Annotated in this window: 17 protein-coding genes; 7 read left to right on the top strand and 10 right to left on the bottom strand. The window is 73.8% G+C overall.

Going from position 1 to position 19,030, the window contains the following annotated elements:
• Nucleotides 1-81 precede the first annotated feature (81 nt).
• The 4 genes from CPE01_RS04220 (at nt 82) to CPE01_RS04205 (ending at nt 4,529) form a co-directional block, all read left to right on the top strand.
• Complete coding sequence (locus tag CPE01_RS04220; RefSeq protein WP_146805389.1) at nt 82-1,119, top strand: carbohydrate ABC transporter permease; 1,038 nt, start codon at nt 82-84, stop codon at nt 1,117-1,119.
• A complete protein-coding gene (locus CPE01_RS04215; RefSeq protein ID WP_146805388.1) occupies nt 1,116-2,030 on the top strand; it encodes a carbohydrate ABC transporter permease in 915 nt (304 codons plus the stop codon). Before CPE01_RS04220 ends, CPE01_RS04215 begins: the two co-directional genes overlap by 4 nt.
• 103 nt (nt 2,031-2,133) lie before the next feature.
• On the top strand, nt 2,134-3,180 hold the full coding sequence (locus tag CPE01_RS04210; RefSeq protein WP_146805387.1) for a LacI family DNA-binding transcriptional regulator: 1,047 nt from the start codon (nt 2,134-2,136) through the stop codon (nt 3,178-3,180).
• Between the two features lie 107 nt (nt 3,181-3,287).
• Nucleotides 3,288-4,529, top strand: a complete 1,242-nt coding sequence (locus CPE01_RS04205; protein WP_246783731.1) for a Glu/Leu/Phe/Val family dehydrogenase — start codon at nt 3,288-3,290, stop codon at nt 4,527-4,529.
• Nucleotides 4,530-4,602: 73 nt separating this feature from the next.
• On the opposite strand, the gene CPE01_RS04200 is transcribed toward CPE01_RS04205, so the two are convergent.
• The 5 genes from CPE01_RS04200 to CPE01_RS04180 all read right to left on the bottom strand — a co-directional run bounded on the left by CPE01_RS04200 (nt 4,603) and on the right by CPE01_RS04180 (nt 8,290).
• Nucleotides 4,603-5,064: an META domain-containing protein gene (locus tag CPE01_RS04200; protein ID WP_146805385.1), complete on the bottom strand. Its 462-nt coding sequence runs from the start codon at nt 5,062-5,064 to the stop codon at nt 4,603-4,605.
• Nucleotides 5,065-5,092: 28 nt separating this feature from the next.
• Nucleotides 5,093-5,791 (bottom strand): hydrogen peroxide-dependent heme synthase, encoded by a 699-nt coding sequence (gene hemQ, locus CPE01_RS04195; protein WP_371861979.1) that lies wholly within the window; start codon nt 5,789-5,791, stop codon nt 5,093-5,095.
• A 57-nt stretch (nt 5,792-5,848) separates the two neighbouring features.
• Nucleotides 5,849-6,997: a ferrochelatase gene (locus CPE01_RS04190; protein WP_146805384.1), complete on the bottom strand. Its 1,149-nt coding sequence runs from the start codon at nt 6,995-6,997 to the stop codon at nt 5,849-5,851.
• Between the two features lie 165 nt (nt 6,998-7,162).
• Nucleotides 7,163-7,663 (bottom strand): flavodoxin domain-containing protein, encoded by a 501-nt coding sequence (locus CPE01_RS04185; RefSeq protein WP_146805383.1) that lies wholly within the window; start codon nt 7,661-7,663, stop codon nt 7,163-7,165.
• Between the two features lie 159 nt (nt 7,664-7,822).
• Entirely contained in the window at nt 7,823-8,290 is a 468-nt protein-coding gene (locus tag CPE01_RS04180) for a MarR family winged helix-turn-helix transcriptional regulator (RefSeq protein WP_246783730.1), read from the bottom strand.
• An 84-nt stretch (nt 8,291-8,374) separates the two neighbouring features.
• Here CPE01_RS04180 and CPE01_RS04175 point away from each other — a divergent pair, with 84 nt between their 5' ends.
• The 3 genes from CPE01_RS04175 (at nt 8,375) to CPE01_RS04165 (ending at nt 12,598) form a co-directional block, all read left to right on the top strand.
• On the top strand, nt 8,375-8,962 hold the full coding sequence (locus CPE01_RS04175; RefSeq protein WP_146805382.1) for an NYN domain-containing protein: 588 nt from the start codon (nt 8,375-8,377) through the stop codon (nt 8,960-8,962).
• Nucleotides 8,963-9,234: 272 nt separating this feature from the next.
• Complete coding sequence (locus CPE01_RS04170) at nt 9,235-9,912, top strand: hypothetical protein (protein ID WP_146805381.1); 678 nt, start codon at nt 9,235-9,237, stop codon at nt 9,910-9,912.
• 1 nt (nt 9,913) lies between these two features.
• Nucleotides 9,914-12,598: a hypothetical protein gene (locus CPE01_RS04165; protein WP_146805380.1), complete on the top strand. Its 2,685-nt coding sequence runs from the start codon at nt 9,914-9,916 to the stop codon at nt 12,596-12,598.
• Between the two features lie 152 nt (nt 12,599-12,750).
• Here the strand turns inward: CPE01_RS04165 and CPE01_RS04160 are convergent, their stop codons facing one another.
• Genes CPE01_RS04160 through nirB form a run of 5 tightly spaced genes read right to left on the bottom strand, consistent with a single transcriptional unit; the run spans nt 12,751 to nt 18,896 of the window.
• A complete protein-coding gene (locus CPE01_RS04160) occupies nt 12,751-13,476 on the bottom strand; it encodes a sirohydrochlorin chelatase (protein WP_146805379.1) in 726 nt (241 codons plus the stop codon).
• Nucleotides 13,473-14,615, bottom strand: coding sequence for a uroporphyrinogen-III synthase (locus CPE01_RS04155; RefSeq protein WP_146805378.1), 1,143 nt, complete (start codon nt 14,613-14,615; stop codon nt 13,473-13,475). Before CPE01_RS04155 ends, CPE01_RS04160 begins: the two co-directional genes overlap by 4 nt.
• Complete coding sequence (gene cobA / locus CPE01_RS04150; RefSeq protein WP_146805377.1) at nt 14,612-15,892, bottom strand: uroporphyrinogen-III C-methyltransferase; 1,281 nt, start codon at nt 15,890-15,892, stop codon at nt 14,612-14,614. Before cobA ends, CPE01_RS04155 begins: the two co-directional genes overlap by 4 nt.
• Nucleotides 15,889-16,314 carry a nitrite reductase small subunit NirD gene (gene nirD / locus CPE01_RS04145; RefSeq protein ID WP_146805376.1) on the bottom strand — a complete coding sequence of 142 codons (426 nt, stop codon included), beginning with the start codon at nt 16,312-16,314 and terminating at the stop codon, nt 15,889-15,891. Before nirD ends, cobA begins: the two co-directional genes overlap by 4 nt.
• Nucleotides 16,311-18,896, bottom strand: coding sequence for a nitrite reductase large subunit NirB (gene nirB, locus CPE01_RS04140; RefSeq protein ID WP_146805375.1), 2,586 nt, complete (start codon nt 18,894-18,896; stop codon nt 16,311-16,313). The genes nirD and nirB overlap by 4 nt, the downstream gene beginning before the upstream one ends.
• Nucleotides 18,897-19,030: the final 134 nt, after the last annotated feature.

Genomic DNA, 19,030 nt, shown 5'->3' with positions numbered 1-19,030 from the left:
CCCGGCAGGTGTGCCCTCCCCCTGTGGGAGCAGGGCAACCTGCCGGGCGCCGCGTCCACTCACGCCGTCCATGAGGTGGTCATGTCCGTCCAGTCACCCGTCGAGCCCGAGAGCGATCTCGCGCCGGCACCGCGGCAGCCCCGCCGCGTGGGCTTCTCCCAGACGCTCAGCCGCTGGGACGTCAAGGTCTCGCCCTACCTGTACATCTCCCCGTTCTTCATCCTGTTCTTCGTCACGGGCCTGTTCCCGATCCTGTACACGGGCTACGTCTCGGTGCACAAGTGGCAGCTGCTGCAGGGTCAGGGTGACTTCGTCGGCTTCAAGAACTTCACCGACGTGTTCGACCAGAAGGACTTCTGGCTCTCCCTGCGCAACACGCTGTCGATCTTCATCCTCTCGTCGGTCCCCCAGGTCATCGCCGCGATCCTCATCGCCGCGCTGCTCGACCAGAACCTGCGCGCCAAGACGTTCTGGCGCATGGGCGTCCTGCTGCCCTACGTGGTCGCGCCCGTCGCGGTCGGCCTGATCTTCGGCCGCCTGTTCGCGGACCAGTCCGGGCTCATCAACTCCTGGCTCGGCGCGATCGGCATCGACCCCGTCCTGTGGCACGTCGACCCGCTCGCGAGCCACATCGCCATCGCGTCCATGGTCAACTTCCGGTGGACCGGCTACAACGCCCTGATCTTCCTCGCAGCCATGCAGGCCGTCCCGCGCGAGCTCTACGAGGCCGCGATCATCGACGGCGCGGGCCGCGCGCGGCAGTTCTTCTCGGTGACCATCCCCCAGATCCGCGCCACGGTCATCTTCGTCGTCATCACCTCGACCATCGGTGGTCTGCAGATCTTCGACGAGCCGCGCGTGTTCGACGCCACCGGCGCCGGTGGCGCCTCGCGTCAGTGGCTGACCACGACGCTGTACCTGTACAACACCGGCTGGAGCGGCCAGTACAACCTGGGCCGAGCGGCCGCGATCGCCTGGCTCCTGTTCCTGCTCATCCTGGTCATCGGCATGGTCAACTTCTGGGTCACGAAGCGCATCTCCACGGGTGACTCGAACCTGTCGAAGAAGGAGATCAAGGCAGCACAGAAGCGGTACGAAGCGCAGAGGAAGCAGTCATGAACTCCATCCCCGCCATCGAGCAGGTCGCCGGGCGCGGAGCTGCGCGCGCCGCCGCCCGCAAGACCGGCCGCAAGGTCGGCGGCTACGACCGCCGTCCGGGTGTCCTCAACTACATCCTCCTCGGCCTCGTCGTGGTGATCGGCCTCGCGCCGCTGTACTACACGCTCGTGATCGGCTCGTCCGACACGGTGTCGATCGCCCAGAAGCCGCTCCCGCAGTGGTACCCGGACGCGAGCCTGTTCACGAACTTCAAGAACGTGATCAACGCCGAGTCGTTCAGCTTCTGGCAGGCGGTCGGCAACTCGGTGATCATCGCTGTGGTCGTCTCGGCCTCGACCGTGCTGCTGTCGACGCTCGCGGGCTTCGCGTTCGCGAAGCTGCGGTTCCCGGGCCGCAAGGGCCTGCTGGTGTTCGTCATCGCGACGATGGCGATCCCGACGCAGCTCGGCGTCGTCCCGCTGTACATCATCATGTCGAAGCTCAACTGGATCGGGCACCTGCAGGCGGTCATCGTGCCGTCGCTCGTCGGCGCGTTCGGCGTGTTCTGGATGACGCAGTACCTCGAGGAGGCACTGCCCTACGAGCTCGTCGAGGCCGCGCGCGTCGACGGTGCCTCGATGTTCCGCACGTTCTGGTCGATCGCCCTGCCCGCCGCCCGGCCGGCAGCCGCGATGCTCGCGCTGTTCACCTTCGTCGCCCAGTGGGTCAACTTCTTCTGGCCGTCGATCGTGCTCAACAACCAGAACCCGACGCTGCCGCTGGCGATCCGTCTGCTGCAGCAGAACTACTTCGTGGACTACTCGTTGATCATGGCCGGCGTCTTCCTCATGACGCTGCCGCTGCTCATCCTGTTCGCGTTCGCCGGTCGCCAGCTGGTGGCAGGCATCATGGCCGGAGCAGTCAAGGGCTGATCGCCGACGGTCGGGCCGGCGACGACGCCGGCCCGACCCCGGGCCACCGGCGCCACGCGCCCCGCCCGGGACGACTGTCTGGCACACGAAAGGGAACTGACCGATGGTGGTCGAGAACTCACCCCTCGCCCTCGACGGCGACCGCCCGTCTGCGCCGACGCTCGAGCAGGTCGCAGAACGTGCGGGTGTGTCCCGGTCGACGGCATCGCGCGCCATCAACGGCGGGCTGCGGGTCTCCCCCGACGCCCTGGCCGCGGTGGAGGCCGCCGTCGCCGAGCTCGGGTACACGCCCAACCGGGCCGCCCGCTCGCTCGTGACGAAGCGCACCGACTCGATCGCGCTCGTCGTGCCCGAGCCCGACGAGCGCGTCCTGTCGGACCCGTTCTTCGCCGGCACCCTCAACGGCTTGAGCACCGCGCTCGCCGACTCCGACATCCAGGTCGTGCTCGTGATCGCCCGTCCCGGCGAGTCGGAGCGCACCGTGCGCTACCTGCGCAACGGGCACGTGGACGGCGCGATCGTCGTGTCGCACCACCGGACCGACGACCTCGACCGGGTCCTGCTGACGTCGCGCCTGCCCAACGTCTTCGTCGGCCGGCCGCTGTCCGTCGACCCCCGCGAGGTGCACTTCGTCGACACGGACAACGTCGCGGGTGGCGAGCTCGCCGCGCAGCACCTGATCGAGCGCGGCGCCACGCGCATCGCGACGATCGCGGGCCCGCAGGACATGTCCGCGGGTGTCGACCGCCTCACGGGGTGGCGCTCCGCCGTCCGGAGGGCGGGCCTGTCCGACGACGCCGTGCTGCACGGCGACTTCACGCTCGCGTCCGGCGCGCGGCTGGCCCACGAGCTCGTCGAGAAGTACCCCGACGTGGACGGCGTGTTCGTCGCGTCCGACCTCATGGCGGCTGGTGCGCTGGCGGCGTTCGCCGAGATCGGCAAGGACATCCCCGGCGACATCAAGGTCGTCGGCTACGACAACATCGGCGTCGCGGCCTCGACCACGCCTCCGCTGACGACCGTGGTCCAGCCGGTCGTGTCGATGGCGCGCGCAGCGGGCAACCGGCTGCTCGCGCAGCTCCACGGCGAGCAGCTCCCGCGCGAGCCGCTGATCTTCGCCCCCGAGCTCGTGGTCCGCGCCTCCGCCTGAGGCCAAGGTCAGCCCGGGGCTCCCGCGCACGGTGCTGGGGGCCGTGCGCGACGCGCCCCGGGCCTGTGCTCGTGCGTGAGCGCGGGCGTCGGTGGCAGAGTGGCCGCGTGACGTCACCGTTGACCACAGCCCTCGCCCAGCTCGCCTCCGCCGTCGAGATCCTCGGCTACTCCCCCGGCCTGCACGAGATGCTGGCCACGCCGCGCCGCGAGATGCACGTCGCCGTGCCCCTGCGGCGCGACTCCGGCGAGATCGTGCTGCACCGCGGCTACCGCGTGCAGCACAACATCTCGCGCGGCCCCGGCAAGGGAGGCCTGCGCTACGCCGCGAGCGTCGACATCGACGAGGTGCGCGCCCTGGCCATGTGGATGACCTGGAAGTGCGCCGTCGTCGACGTCCCGTACGGCGGCGCCAAGGGCGGCGTCACGATCGACCCCCGGCAGTACTCGCAGGCCGAGCTCGAGCGCGTCACGCGCCGCTACACCTCCGAGATCATGCCGATCATCGGTCCTGAGCGGGACATCATGGCGCCCGACATCGGGACCGACGAGCAGACCATGGCGTGGGTCATGGACACGTACTCGGTCAACCTGGGGTACACGATCCCGGGTGTCACGACCGGCAAGCCGCTGCCCGTGGGCGGGTCGCTGGGGCGTGCGACGGCGACGGGGCGCGGCGTCGTGCACGCGGCGGCCGCCGCGCTCGCCGACGACGGCGTCGACCTCGCGGAGGTCCGTGCCGCGGTCCAGGGCTTCGGCAAGGTCGGCTCGCACGCGGCGCACTGGCTCCACGAGGCGGGCACGCGCGTGGTCGCGGTGACCGACGTCGACGGCGGGACGCGCAACGACGACGGGCTCGACGTCCCGGCGCTCCTGGCGCACGTCGCGACGGGCGCGTCGGTCAGCTCCTTCGAGGGCGGGACGCCGGTGTCGAACGACGAGATCTTCGCGCTCGACGTCGACCTGCTCATCCCCGCCGCGGTCGAGGGCGTGATCGACGCGGACACCGCGACGGGTATCAAGGCGCGCTGGGTCGTCGAGGGCGCGAACGGCCCGACGACGCCCGAGGGCGACCGCGTGCTCGCGGACCGCGGCATCGTCGTCGTTCCCGACATCCTCGCGAACGCCGGCGGCGTCGTCGTCTCGTACTTCGAGTGGGTGCAGGCGAACCAGGCCTACTGGTGGACGTCGGAGGAGATCGCCGAGCGCCTCGCGCAGCGCATGCACGCGGCCTACGGAGCGGTCGCGGAGACCGCACGCGACCAGTCGCTCTCGCTGCGCGACGCGGCCCTCGCGATCGGCGTGCGCCGCGTCGCCGAGGCGCACCAGATCCGCGGCCTCTACCCCTGACGCCCGCTGTCCGGGCCGGGGCTGGTGGCGGGCGCGGGCTCACGGGTCCGCGTCCGCCCGCATCCCCCCGGGTTCAGCGCCGGGCTGCCGCGTCGACGCGCGTGAGCACGAGCCGCTCGCCGGTCGGCGCGACGAGCTCGACCACGGGCGCGGGAGTGCCGGCGGCGCGGTCGAGCAGCGGGTCCGCGACGCCGTGCGGCGAGCCCCCGGCCGTGCGGAGCACGAGGCCCTCGCCGAGCAGCCGCAGCAGCTCGGCCTCCTGACGCATCGCGGCGGGCGGGCCGGCCATGAGCGTCGAGGCGATTGGGCCGAACGCGAGGCGGTCGCCGTCGATCGACCACGTCCCGCGCAGGCGGTTCACGCCTCCGGTGCCGAAGACCTGGCCGTCGCCGTCGAACGTGAGCGACGCCAGGCGAGCAGGCTCGTCGCGTGGGCCCTGACCCTGCCCGTCGCCCGCGGGGTCGTGCGTCGAAGCGTCCGGCACGACGGCGTGCGTCCGCACGCTCACGCGCCACTCCCCTACGAGTCGCAGCATGTGCCGATCATGGCACCGGCCGCGCGGATCAGCCCACCGGCTGCCGGTCGGCCCACGCCTCGAGGGTCGTGCGCGGGCCCGTGTAGAACGGGATCTCCTCGCGGACGTGCAGTCGCGCCTCGACCGCCCGCAGCTCGCGCATGAGGTCGACGATCCGGTGCAGCTCGGGCGCCTCGAAGGCGAGCAGCCACTCGTAGTCGCCGAGCGCGAACGCCGACACGGTGTTGGCGCGCACGTCCGGGTAGTCGTGCGCGGCGTGGCCGTGCTCGACGAGCATGCGGCGGCGGTCCTCCTCGGGCAGGACGTACCAGTCGTACGAGCGCACGAACGGGTACACGCACAGGTAGTCACCCGGCTCCTCTCCCGCGAGGAACGCGGGCACGTGCCGACGGTTGAACTCCGCGGCGCGGTGCAGGCCGACGACCGACCACACGGGCAGGAGGTGGCGACCGAGGTCGCTGCGGCGCAGCCGCTGGTAGGCGCCCTGGACCTGCTCGACGGTCTCCGCGTGCCACCACACCATGAGGTCGGCGTCGGCGCGCAGACCCGCGACGTCGTACCAGCCGCGCACGACGAGGTCGGCGTCCTGCCCGACCGCGGCCAGCGCCTGCGCGACGAGGTCGGCGCGCTCGTCGTCGTCGGCGGGCAGCACCTCCTCGAGGGCGAAGACCGACCACATCGTGTAGCGGATCGTGGAGTTGAGGGTCTCGTGGTCGACGTCGGTCACGCGACGGTCCTTCCGTGCAGGGTGGGAGACGAGGGCGGCGCCGGGACGGCGCTCAGGTCAGGACAGCGGGTCGACCGAGCACGCCGCGGGTCGGCCCGAGTCGACGCCGGCCTGGCGTCGGCAGCAACCGGGTCGGCACACGTCGTACCGCGCGGGCAGCGCGCCCACGGTCGCGGGCTCGGGAGGGGTCTGGCCCGCGTCGACGGCGCGGGCGGTCGCCGCACGCTCGAGGATCAGGTCGACGAGGCCGCGGACGAACGGCTCGCGCGTGCCGACCGAGTCGGCGCGCACGGCCGTCATCGAGAGCGCCTCGGCGGTCTCGAGCGCCTCGGTGTCGAGGTCGTAGACGACCTCCATGTGGTCGGAGACGAACCCGATCGGCGAGAGCACGACGGAGCGCACGCCACGGCCGGCGAGGTCGGTCAGCAGGTCGTTCACGTCGGGCTCGAGCCAGGGCTGGCTGGGCGGGCCGGACCGCGAGCAGTAGGCGAGGTCCCACTCGACCGTGCGGCCCAGCCGCTCGCCCACCGCCGCGGCGACGGTCGCCGCGACGTCCAGGTGCTGCGCCGAGTACGGCGCGGCGACGAGCCCGGAGGCCTCCTCCATCGTGTCCGGGATGGAGTGCGTGACGAACACGAGCCGTGCGTCCTCGGGGACCTTGCCGAACGCCTCGGTCACGGCGTCGACGTTCGCCGCGACGAAGCCCGGGTGGTTGAAGTACGGCCGCACCTTGTCCAGGACCAGCGGCTGCTCGCCCGCGGCCAGCCCGAGCTCGGCGCCCAGCTCCTCGAGCGCGGTCCAGAAGTCCTCGCGGTACTGCCGGCAGCCCGAGTAGGACGCGTACGCGCTGGTCACGAGCGCGAGGACGCGACGGGCGCCGTCGGCGTGCGCGGCTGCGAGCGCGTCCTTGGTGTACGGCGTCCAGTTGCGGTTGCCCCACACGACCGGCAGGTCCACGCCGCGGCGCTCGAGCTCGGCGGTCAGGGCGGCCTGCAGCGCGAGGTTCTGCTGGTTGATCGGGCTCGCGCCGCCGAAGTGGTGGTAGTGCTCGGCGACCTCGGCGAGACGCTCGTCGGGGATGCCCTTGCCGGCGGTGACGTTGCGCAGGAAGGGCAGCACGTCGTCGGGGCCGTCGGGGCCGCCGAACGAGGCGAGCAGGAGGGCGTCGTAGGGCGCGGCCGGGCTCAGGCTGGTCTCGTGAGGCACGTGTCGATCATCGCACCGCGCCCTGCGGCGGCACCTGCGGGCGGCGGGCACGGCGACGTGAGATCGAACGGACACTTCGTCAGGATCCCCGTCGGCCGCCGGCCGTCGACCGCAGGCCGCCACCGGCCCGTCGTCAGCGCGACGCGGGCCGTGCGCCTCGTCGTGTCAGCGCGCGGGCTGCAGGACGAGCGCGTCCGCGATGGACTGCGCCCACTGCTCGACGAGCTCGAAGTTGCGGTGGTCGCCGGCACGCGCACGGGCGCCCGCGATGATCGCGCGCTCGGCGAACGACAGCGCGGCGATGTCGAGGCGGCCACGGAAGCTGCGGTGGCCGCGCGCGCGCAGCGACGCGCCGAGCGCGGCGAGCTCGTGCGGCGAGTTGGCGGCCGCCGCGGGCTGGGTCGCCAGACCCGACGAGAACAGCCAGACGAACGGCGGGTTGCCACCCTGCTCGACCCGCTCGGCGAGGGCGCGTGCGGCCGGCAGCCAGTGACCCGTGTAGACCGCCGAGCCGAGCACGAGGGCGTCGTACCCCTGCGCGTCGACCAGGTCCTCGGGTTCGCGCAGCTCCACGCTGTGCCCCCGGGAACGCAGCACCTCGGCCACACACTCGCCGATCCCCCATGTGCCACCGTGGCGCGACGCCACTGCGACGAGCACCTTCATGCCGCACCTCCCCTAGTTCGTCCTCCATGGTGCGGGCCCTGCTCGGGGGGCGCGTGGGCCCTCGGTCCTGACTTCGCGTCATCTCAGTCTGCGACTGCGACCGGTCCAGCATCCGGCACGGTGCGGCGTCCAGCGTCCCGGGACGCGGGGGCCGGGCGATCAGGGGATGGAGGCCTGGCGGGCGCGCAGCGTGTCCGTGAGCCGACGAAGCGTCGCGAGCTCCTCGGCGTCCAGCGCCCCGCCGACGAGCCGGTGGATCTGCTCCACGTGCCGCCGGCCGATCGCCCGCTGCTCGCGCGCACCCTCGTCGGTCAGCGTCACGACGACACCGCGCCCGTCGTCGGTCGCGGGTGACCGCACGACGAGGCCGCGCAGCTCGAGCCGCTCGACGAGCCGCGACAGGCTCGGCTGCGTCAGCAGGCTCTCCGCGCCGAGGTCACGCAGCCGCGCGGCGCGTCCCTCGCAGCGCGAGAGCGTGAACAGCACGTCGTACTCCCGGACCGACAGGTCGCCCCACACGTCCTCGTGCGTGAACCGGCGCATGAGCGCGACCTGGGCGCGGAAGAGCGACTCCCACGCCTGGGCCGACTCGCGCGGCGTCGCTGCTCGTCCGACCGTCTCCCCCACACGCTTCCCCTCTCGCGTCCCGAGGCACGACTGCCCGCGCCCACTGTCGCACGCCGCGGGCCGATCAGCGTCTAGCCTGGGGCGATGAGCAGCGAGGCGGGCAGCCGGACGGGTACCGGGACGACGTACGTCGTCGTCGACGGCGAGAACATCGACGCGACCCTGGGGACCGCGATCCTGGGCGCGCGGCCCGCGCCCGACCAGCGACCGCGCTGGGAGCGCGTGCTCGCCTTCGCGCAGCAGCAGTGGGGTCAGGACGTCAAGGGCCTGTTCTTCCTCAACGCCTCGAACGGCTCGCTGCCGATGAGCTTCGTGCAGGCGCTCCTCGCGATCGGCTTCCAGCCGATCCCGCTGTCGGGCGAGGCGCACGAGAAGGTCGTCGACATCGGCATCAAGCGCACGCTCGAGGCGATCGCCGGGCGTGCGGGCGACGTGATGCTCGTGAGCCACGACGGCGACTTCGCGGGTGAGCTCGCGACGCTCGTCGAGGACGAGTCGCGGCGGACGGGGCTCATCGCGTTCCGGGAGTTCACCTCGACCTCGCTGTCGGGGCTGATCGCGCAGGGCCTGCAGGCGTTCGACCTCGAGCACGACGTGCAGGCGTTCAACGTCTCGCTCCCGCGGGTCCGGATCATCCCGCTCGAGCAGTTCGACCCGACGCGCTACCTCTGAGCGGGTGCGTGCGGGACCTCGTCGTCGCGTTCGGGGAGGGGCTCGTCGCGGTGCGATCGCGACGGGCCCCGCGAGGGTCACAGGTCCCACCCCAGGTCACGGGACCGTAACGGTTACCTGATACTCCTGCTGCAGTTACCTAGTACCGCCCCTCCTTTACCTAGTACCGCATGGTCACGGTAATCGGCCCGCTGGTAGACAGTCGCGCGGCCGGACGTCGACGAGGACGACCGGCCCCGGAGTCCCCGGCCGAGTCCACGACGAGGTGGTCGATGAAGCGGAACGTGCTGGCGGGGGTTGTCCTCGCTGTCCTCACGACGGCGGTGGTCGCGCTGTCGCTCCTGGGTGCCGACGTGGCACCCGTCGTCCTGCTCGGCGCCGCCCTCGGTGGCGCTCTCGGTCTCGTGCCGGGCGGCACGGTCGTCAGCCGGGTCGCCGGCTTCCTGGCCGGTGCCGTGATCGCCTGGGTCGGCTACCTGCTGCGCGCCGCGGCCCTGCCCGACTCCACGGCCGGCCGCGCCGTCGCGGTGCTCGTCGTCCTCGCCCTCGTCGTCGGCGTGGTCGCCGTCGCCCATGGCCGCGTCCCGCTGTGGCCGCTCCTGCTCGGCGTCGCGGCGGTCGTCGGTGCGTACGAGCGCGTCTACGCACAGGACCCGACATCCGTGGTCACGACCTCGATCGCGACGGTCAGCGGCGTGCTGCTCGCCGCCGCGATCGGCCTGCTCGCCACCGTGTTCCTCGGCCCCACCGACGAGCCGGCGCAGCAGGACGAGGCTCCGGCCGTCGACGACGCCGACGCGCTCGTGCACGGGCAGCCGCTGCCCTCGTCGGTCCACGCCGAGCCGCGCCGTGCCGCTGCACACACCGTGCTGCGCGAGCCGCGCACCTTCTCGCCCGACGTCGCCACCCCCCGCCCCTCGCTCGCCCTCGACCCCCGCCCGGAGGCCTGACGTGCGTCGCATCCTCCCCGTCGTCGCCGTCACCGCGACGCTCCCCCTCGTGCTCGGCAGCTCCGCGGGCGCCGCCGACGACTCGGGCGATGTCACCGTCGTCAACACCGAGACCGTGCAGGCCAAGCTCGACGCGACCGGCGCGCTGCAGGAGGCGCGCGTCTACGAACAGCTCGCGCTGTCCGGCCGCGGCACCGCGACCATCGCCAACCCGGTCTCGACGAGCGGGCTGCGCAACCTCGACGGGTTCGGCGCGTTCCGCGTCGAGGACGGCCGCCTCGTGACCCAGGTCGAGGTCGACGGCGAGCGGCGCCTGCGCACGGTCAGCGACTTCGACGGCGACCTGCCGCTCGGCGTCGACATCCGCTACACGCTCGACGGCACGACCGTCGCACCCGGCGACGTCGTCGGGCGGTCCGGGCTGCTCGAGGTCCGGTACACGGTCACCAACCTCACCAGCCGCGAGGACGAGGTCACGTTCGACGACGGCCGCGGTGGTACGGCGACCGCGACGGCCACGACCGTCGTGCCGATGATCGGCCAGCTCGTCACGACCCTGCCGCCGTCCTTCACGGACGTGCAGACGGCCGAGGCGGGGGTCGCCGGCGACGGCCGGGGCGGCACGCGACTGACGTTCCAGATGACGCTGTTCCCGCCGATCGGCTCGCCCACGGCGGAGTTCGGCTACTCCGCACGGATCTCGCGCGGCGTCGTGCCCGCCGCCTCCCTGACGTCGATGCCGGTCTCGCCGCTGGACTACCCGTCGTTCAAGGGCGGCTCGGCGAGCTACGCGTCGGGTGCCGAGTCCGGCGTCGACCTGACGAGCGGCGCGATCACGATCAACGACAACCTCCTGCGGCTGCACGACGGCGCCGCGACGCTGCTCGCGGGGCTCGTGCAGCTCGACGAGGGCGCCGGCACGCTGCGCGACGGGCTCACGCTGGAGGCTGCACCGGGCGCGGGCGACCTCGCGGCCGGTCTCAACGGCAAGATCCTGCCCGGCTCACGCACGCTGGCCGACGGGCTCAACGACCAGCTCCTGCCGGGGGCCTCGACGCTGAGCTCCGGCCTGGTCGACCAGCTCGCACCGGGGGCCAAGACGCTCGCCGACGGGCTCAACGACCAGCTCGCGCCCGGCGCGGCGACCCTGGCCGACGGTCTCACCGACGACGCCGCCCCGGGTGCCGCGAAGCTCGCGGCCGGCCTGAACGACAGCGCCGCGCCGGGTGCCGCCGAGCTCGCGGCAGGCGCGGCCGCCCTCGACGCCGGCCTGGCGAGCGCCGCCGCCAAGGCACCTGCGCTCATCGCCGGCCTCACCCAGGTCGACGACGGGCTCGCGAAGGTCGACAAGGGCCTGGCCGACCTCTCCACGCAGATCGGCACGCTGCCGACCAAGGCACAGCCGCTGCGCGACGGCATCGCGCGCCTACGCGCGGGCATCGGGTCGACCGCCGCACCCGCCCCGGGCGAGCAGCCCTCGCTGCTGTACGCCGTCAACGCGGTCCGCAGCCAGCTCGGCGCCGCGGCCACGACCGCGGGCGACACCGTCGACTCCATCGCGGATCTCAAGGCCGGGGTCACGAGCCCGACCACGGGACTCGCGGCGTTCACGTCGATGCTCCCCGCGGGTGCGCAGGCGTCCTACCAGGCGGGCCTGGGCAACGTCGCCGGTGGTCTCGACCAGCTGAGCGCGGGCATGAGCGACTCCGCGTCGAAGCTGAGCACGGCGGCCACGACGCTCGCCGCCGTCCAGTGCGGACTGTCGTCGGCCACGCTCCCCGGCGTGTGCAGCACCGCCAAGCCGGGGCTGCTCGAAGGTCTCGCCGGCCTCGACGCGGGGCTCCAGGACCTGACGACGAAGGTCGTCGCCTCGGTCCAGGGCGGCGTGGGCTCGGCGACCGACACGCCCGACGACGAGACGCTGCGCGGCGGCGTCAACGGGCTGCGCGCGGGCGTCGGCACGATCCAGGGCGGCGGCGGTGACCTCGTCGCCGGTCTCGGGAGACTGGGCGACGGCGCGTCGAAGCTGAGCACGGGCGCCGGTGCGCTCTCGACCGGTCTCGCGGATGCCGCCTCCGGGTCGAAGGACCTCGCCGACGGGCTCGCTGGTGCTGCCACGGGTGCCGCGGCGATCTCCGAGGGTCTGGACGGCGCGGCGGCCGGGTCGACGAAGGTCGCCGACGGCCTCGGGGCCGCCGCGTCCGGCTCCGAGAAGCTGCTCGCGGGTCTGCGGTCGGCTGCCTCCGGCTCGTCGACCCTCGCGGCCGGGATCGGCACGGCCGCGGCCGGGTCCACCACGCTCGCCGCGGGCATCCAGCGCGCGGCCGACGGGTCCGAGCTCCTCGCCGAGGGCCTGGGCACGGCCTCGGAGTCCGCGCCGCAGCTCGTCGACGGCGCCCAGCGCCTGTCCGACGAGGGCACGTCGCAGCTCGTCGAGTCCGGGGCGCAGACCGCGGCGACGTTCGGCACCGGGTACGCCGTCCTGGCGGCGGGCGCCCAGCGCGCGGCCGACGAGGGCATGGCCTACGGGGCGCCCGAGGGCGCGACCGGCGCCACGGCGTACTCGATCGAGATCGCAGGCGCCGACGGCAGCGGGGCGACGAGCATCGGCAAGGGCGTCGCCGCCCTGGCTCTGTTCGCCGCCGCGGGCGTGGTCGGCACGGTCGTCCGGCGGCGCACGGCCTGATCGCCCGCTCGTGCCGCGACGCGCGGCCTGCCCAGCACGGCACCGACCGACGGGGCGCCCGGGAGCTGATCCTCTCCCGGGCGCCCCTCCTCGGCAGGGTCGGCTGACGGCACGCAAGGCTCGTCAGGAGCGGCTGACGAGGACCCGCGTGGTCAGGAGAGGGACTCGGCGTACCGGCGCAGGGCCAGGTGCGCGAGCCGCTTGTCGGGCGCGAGCGGCGCGGACACGACGTCGGCACCCGCCTCGAGCACGCGGTCGTAGAAGTACCCGGGTGCCAGCAGGTAGGACGCGACGACGACCCGGCGGTCGTCGGTGCCGCGCGCGAGCTGCACGGCGTCGGGGACGCGCGGGAGAGCGCCCGCACCGTAGCCGACGACCAGCCCGGGGCCGCGCTCGTCGGGCGGTCCCACGTGCCGGCCGAGCAGCGTCGCCAGCTCCTGCGCGACGGCCTGCACGGCGGCCGCCGCCGCCGGGTCGCGCGAGCCCGCTGCGGCGAGCACGAGGCTGTCCTGCGCGGTCAGCCCCGCCTCGTCGAGGCGGTCGGCGAGGATCTCGACGAGCGACGTGTCGGGTCCGAGCGGTGCGGCCGACCGCGCGCCGGGCAGGTCGACGGCCCTCGTGATGTCGACGCTCACGTGGAAGCCGACCGACAGCAGCAGTGGCACGACGACGGCCTCGCCGCCGGTGCCGACGACCTCGGTGACGACGTCGGCCACCGCGGGCGTCTGCACGTCCACGAACGCCTCGCGCACGTCGAGGTCGGGGCGCAGCGCGACCGCGTCGGCCAGGATCGAACGGACCGCGGCACGCCCGTCGTGGTCGTCGGTGCCGTGCGAGCAGCCGATCAGGACGGGCGGGCGCCCCGCGGGCGCACTCACAGCGCCGCCAGCTCGAGCCGGTAACCGCGCTTGACGACCGTGCGGATGAGCCCACGCGAGCCTGTCGCCTCCCGGAGCCGGGCGATCGCGACCTCGGCGGCGTGCGGGTCGCGCGAGTCCCCGGGCAGCGCCGCGAGCACCTGGTCGCGCGGCACGACCGAGCCTCGCGCGTGCGCGAGCAGCCGCAGGATCTCCAGCCCCGTCGGCGTCAGGGGCAGCACGCGCTCGCCGAGCACCGCGGCACCCCGGTAGACGCGCAGGGGTCCGGCGATCGTCTCGAGCGCCTCGAGACCGCCGTAGTGGTTGACGATCAGGCGCACGAGCGAGCCGAGCCGGCCGCGGTCCGGCACCAGGGGCTCGATGCCGCGCTCCTGGAGCGGAAGCGCGGTGACCGGTCCGACGGCGGCCATGACGACCGCGCCGTCCCGGCAGCGCGCGACGATCTCGTCGGTGACGCCCTGCTCGTCGGCGGCGCTGAGCCACGCGCTCGCGCCCGGCGCGGACGTGAACGCGACCGCGTCCACCTCACCCGCCGCGACGGCGCGCACCGACGCCGCGACCGCCGCGGGGTCGGGCGGCGGACCCCAGCGGTACACGACCAGGCTGCGCACGCGCGCGCCCGCCGCGACGAACGCCGCGTCGAGCCCGTCCGAGCCCGCACCGTGGTGCTGCACGACGATGTCGCGCCCCGTCACGCCCTCGTCGAGCAGGACCTGCGCGACCTCCGCGCTCGTCTCGGACTCCGCGACCCAGTCCGGCGTGAGCCCCGCGGCCTGGATCGCACCCCGCGCCTTCGGGCCGCGCGCGACGATCCGCGCACCGCGCAGCGCCTCCACGAGGTCGTCGGCCAGACCGGCGACGTCCGCGGCCTCGACCCAGCCGCGGAACCCGATCCCGGTCGTCACGACGACCGTGTCGGGCGGGTCCGCGATGACGTCGCGCGTCGCCGCGAGCAGCGCCGCGTCGTCGATGTGCGGGATCATCCCGAGCGCGGCGGCGTGCCGGACGGTCGCGCCGCGACGCGTGAGGGCGGCGGTCAGCTCGTGGGAGCGGCGGTCCGCCGTGATGAGCACGACGCACCCGGCCAGGGTCTGGTCGATCCCGGGGTCGGAGGGTCTGCTCGTGGTGGCGGCGCTCACCACGCCATTGTGCGGTCTGTGAGGTCCGATGCGTCGGGTGAGTCCACCGGCCGCGGTGCGAGCAGCCCTTCCGCCGCGACCTCGCCCAGGACGAGCACCGCCGGCGCCCGGACGCCCTCGGCGAGCGCGGTGGCCTCGAGCGTCGCGAGCGACGCGCGCGTCACGCGCTGCGTGGGCGTCGTGGCGCGCTCGACGATCGCCGCGGGCGTCGTCGCCGGCACACCGAACTCGAGCGCGCGCGACGCGAGCTCACCCAGCGCGGAGACGCCCATGAGCACGACCACCGTGCACGTGGCGTCCCGCAGCCCCACGAGCGCGGCCTGCGACCAGCCGTCGTGACCGTTCATGACGTGCAGCGCGCCGACCGTGCCCCGGTGCGTGAGCGGGATGCCGGCCGCGGCGGGGGCCGCGAGCGCCGAGCTCACGCCCGGGATCACGCTGACCGCGACGCCCGCCTCACGGCACGCCAGGACCTCCTCGCCGCCGCGCCCGTACACGAACGGGTCGCCGCCCTTGAGCCGCACCACGACCCGACCGCGCTGCGCCTGCTCGACGAGGATGCGGCCGATCTCGTGCTGCGGGACCGGGTGGTTCCCCGGCGTCTTGCCCACGTCGATGACCTCGACGTCGGGCGCGAGCTCGTCGAGCACGTCGACCGGGCCCAGCCGGTCGGTGACCACCACGTCCGCCTCCGCGAGCGCGCGGCGTCCTGCGAGCGTCAGCAGCCCCGGGTCGCCCGGACCGCCGCCGACCAGCACCACGCGACCCTCGTCGCGGCGCCGCTTGCCCCGCACGTCCACGTGGCCCTCTCGCAGGTGGTCCGCGAGCACGTCGCGCACCTTCTCCGCGAGCGCGTCGCGCACCACCGTGGTCCGGCCCGGGTCGGGCGCTCCGGTCGAGACCACGCCGACGAGCACGTCGCCGAGGCTCGTCGTCGCGGGCGTGCGGGCCGTGCCGCCCGCCACGCGACCCGCGTGCACGCAGAACACGCGACGCTGCGACGCCCAGGCGGCCACCTGGTCGTCGGTCGCGCGGTCACCCGTCGCGGTGAGCACGAGCCACGCGTCGTCCAGGTCGTCCTCGCGGACCTCGTGCGACCGCCACTCGACCTGCCCCCACCGGTGCGCGTCGCGCAGCGGCTCGCACAGCGCGGGCGCGACGACGAGCACGCGGGCTCCGTCCGCGACGAGCGCCTGCACGCGGCGCGCCGCGACGGGACCACCGCCGACGACGAGCACGCGCCGACCCGTCAGGTCCAGACCCAGCATCGTCGTCATGCGCCACCCCCTGCCGGCCCGTCGGACACGGCCGGTCCGCCGACCTCGACGATCCCATCGACGACACGTACCGGCCAAGTCCGCAGGTCAGCAGCCAGACCCAGGACGGGCGCCTTGCCGACCGGGTCGAGGCACGCACCGGTCCGCAGGTCGAACACCTGCTTGTGCATCGGCGACGCGACGGTCGGCACGACCTCGTCGGCCACGTGCCGGGTGCCGACGATCCCGCGCGACAGCACGAACGCGCCGCAGAACGGGTCCTGCTGCTGCACGGCCAGGACCGAGTCGTCGACCAGGCGGAACAGGGCGAGCTGCTCGCCGTCGACGAGTGCCGCGGCGCCGCGCTCGGGGGCGAGGTCGTCGAGACGGCAGACCGCGGTCCACGTCGCCGTCACCGCGGGCGGGGTGTCCAGGACGGTCATGCGCGCACCTCCAGGGTGGTTCCGGCGACGAGCACCGGCTCGCCGCGCTCGGCGGCGGCCCGCTCGTCGGCCGTGGCGGGACGGGCCTGCCCCCGCTCGGGGACGTAGGCCAGGGACGGGTCGGCGGTGTCCGGGGCGTTCACGAACGAGGCGAACCTGCGCAGCTTCTCGGGGTCCTCGAGCGTCGCGCGCCACTCGTCCTCGTACTCCTCGACGTGCCGGGCCATCTGCGCGTCGAGGTCGGCGGCGATCCCGAGCGAGTCGTCCAGGACGACCGCACGCACGCCCTCGAGACCGCCCTCGACCTCGTCGACCCACGGCGCGGTGCGCTGCAGCCGGTCCGCGGTGCGGACGTAGTACAGCAGGAAGCGGTCGATCGTGCGGATGAGGGTCTCGGTGTCGAGGTCCTCGGCCAGCAGCCGCGCGTGGCGCGGGGTGAAGCCGCCGTTGCCGCCGACGTACAGGTTCCAGCCCTTGTCCGTGGCGATCACGCCGACGTCCTTGCCGCGCGCCTCCGCGCACTCGCGCGCGCAGCCCGAGACGCCCAGCTTGATCTTGTGCGGGCTGCGCAGCCCTCGGTACCGCAGCTCCAGGAGGACCGCGAGCGCGACCGAGTCCTGCACGCCGAACCGGCACCAGGTCGACCCGACGCACGACTTCACGGTCCGCAGCGACTTGCCGTACGCGTGCCCGGACTCGAAGCCCGCGTCGACGAGCCGCTGCCAGATGAGCGGGAGCTGGTCGATGCGCGCACCGAACAGGTCGATGCGCTGACCGCCGGTGATCTTCGTGTAGAGCCCGAACTCCTGGGCGACCTCGCCGATCGTGATCAGCCCCTCGGGCGTGACCTCGCCGCCCGGGATGCGCGGGACCACCGAGTACGAGCCGTCCTTCTGCAGGTTCGCCATGACGTGGTCGTTGGTGTCCTGCAGCGCGGCGCGCTCGCCCTCGAGGACGTGCGCGGGCGCGGTCGTCGCGAGGATCGAGGCGACCGCGGGCTTGCAGATGTCGCACCCGCGCCCGGCGAGGTCCGTGCCGAACCGCGCGACGACCTCGGTGAACGACGTCACGCCCGCGACCCGGATCGCGTCGTAGAGCTGAGCCCGCGACAGCGCGAAGTGCTCGCAGAGCGCCGACGACACCGTGATGCCCTGCTTGGCGAGCTCGGTGCCCACGAGCTTCTTGACGAGCGGGAGGCACGAGCCGCACGACGTGCCGGCCTTCGTGCACGCCTTGACCGCGCCGACGTCCGTGCAGCCGTGCTCGGTGACCGCGCCGCGGATCGTGCCCGCGCTGACGTTGTTGCACGAGCACACGCTCGCGTCGTCGGGCAGCTCGAGGTCCGGCGCCCCCGCGCCGCCCTCGGGCAGCAGGAACGCCGCGGGGTCGCCCGGGAGCTCGCGACCGAGCATCGGCCGCAGGCTCGCGTACGCGGACGCGTCCCCGACGAGGACGCCGCCCAGCAGGGTGCGCGCGTCGTCGGACAGGACCAGCTTCTTGTAGACACCGGCGACCGGGTCCGCCCACACGACCTCGAGCGCACCCTCGGTGGTGCCGAACGCGTCACCGAAGCTCGCGACGTCCACGCCCGCGAGCTTGAGCTTGGTCGCCGTGTCCGCGCCGGGGAACTGCGCGGCGCCGCCCAGCAGACGGTCGACCGCGACCTCCGCCATCGCGTAGCCCGGGGCGACCAGGCCCACGCACTGGCCCTGGATGCACGCGACCTCACCGACCGCCGAGATGTGCGGGTCGCTCGACAGGCACGAGTCGTCCACGACGACCCCGCCGCGCTCGCCGATCACCAGGTCCGCAGCGCGCGCGAGCTCGTCGCGCGGCCGCACACCCGCCGCGACCACGACCACGTCCACGTCGACGCGGCCACCGTCCGCCATGTCGAGCCGCCCCACGCCACCGCGGCGGTGCGGACGGATGCGCGTCGTCATCGCGTTCAGGCGGACGCCCACGCCCAGGCCGTTGATCAGCCGCCGCAGCGCCTCGCCGCCGCCCAGGTCGATCTGCGTCGACATCAGGTGCGTGCCGACCTGCAGCACGGTCGCCTGCGCCCCCAGCGCCTGCAGCGCCCCCGCGGCCTCGAGCCCGAGCAGACCACCGCCGAGCACCGCGCCCCGCACGACCGGCTTCGTCGCCTTCAGCTGCTCGACGTAGCCGCGCAGCGCCGCGACGTCGTCGACCGTGCGGTACACGAACACGCCCTCCAGGTCCGCGCCCTCGATGGGCGGTACCCAGGCCGACGAGCCCGTCGCGAGGACCAGGTGGTCGTAGGGCTCCGTGCGACCGCGCTCGGTCGTCACCGTCCGCGCGGCCCGGTCGATCGCCACGACCTTGTCGTCGCGGCGCAACGAGACCAGCGGGTCGTCCCACAGGCTCGCATCGCCCAGCGCCAGGTCGTCCGCGTCGCGGCCGGAGAAGTAGCTGGTCAGGGCCACCCGGTCGTACGGACGCCGCGGCTCCTCGGCCAGGACGGTGATGCGCCAGCGGCCGTCGGCGTCACGGTCGCGCATGGCCTCGACGAGGCGCTGCGCCACCATTCCGCCGCCGACGACGACGAGGTGCTGGGTCACGGGATGCTCCGTCCGACGGGTGACGACGACAGCACCGACCGTACGAACGGCGTGTTACCGGCAGACGTGTGCGTGCGTTTCCCCACCGCAACCTTTCTCGCACACCGGCGGGAGGCGGGATGTGAGACGGGCGC

Source organism: Cellulomonas persica, assembly GCF_007989825.1.
Taxonomy (GTDB): domain Bacteria; phylum Actinomycetota; class Actinomycetes; order Actinomycetales; family Cellulomonadaceae; genus Cellulomonas; species Cellulomonas persica.
The sequence above is the reverse complement of the archived record's forward strand: the minus strand, read 5'-3'. Positions and strand labels throughout refer to the sequence as shown.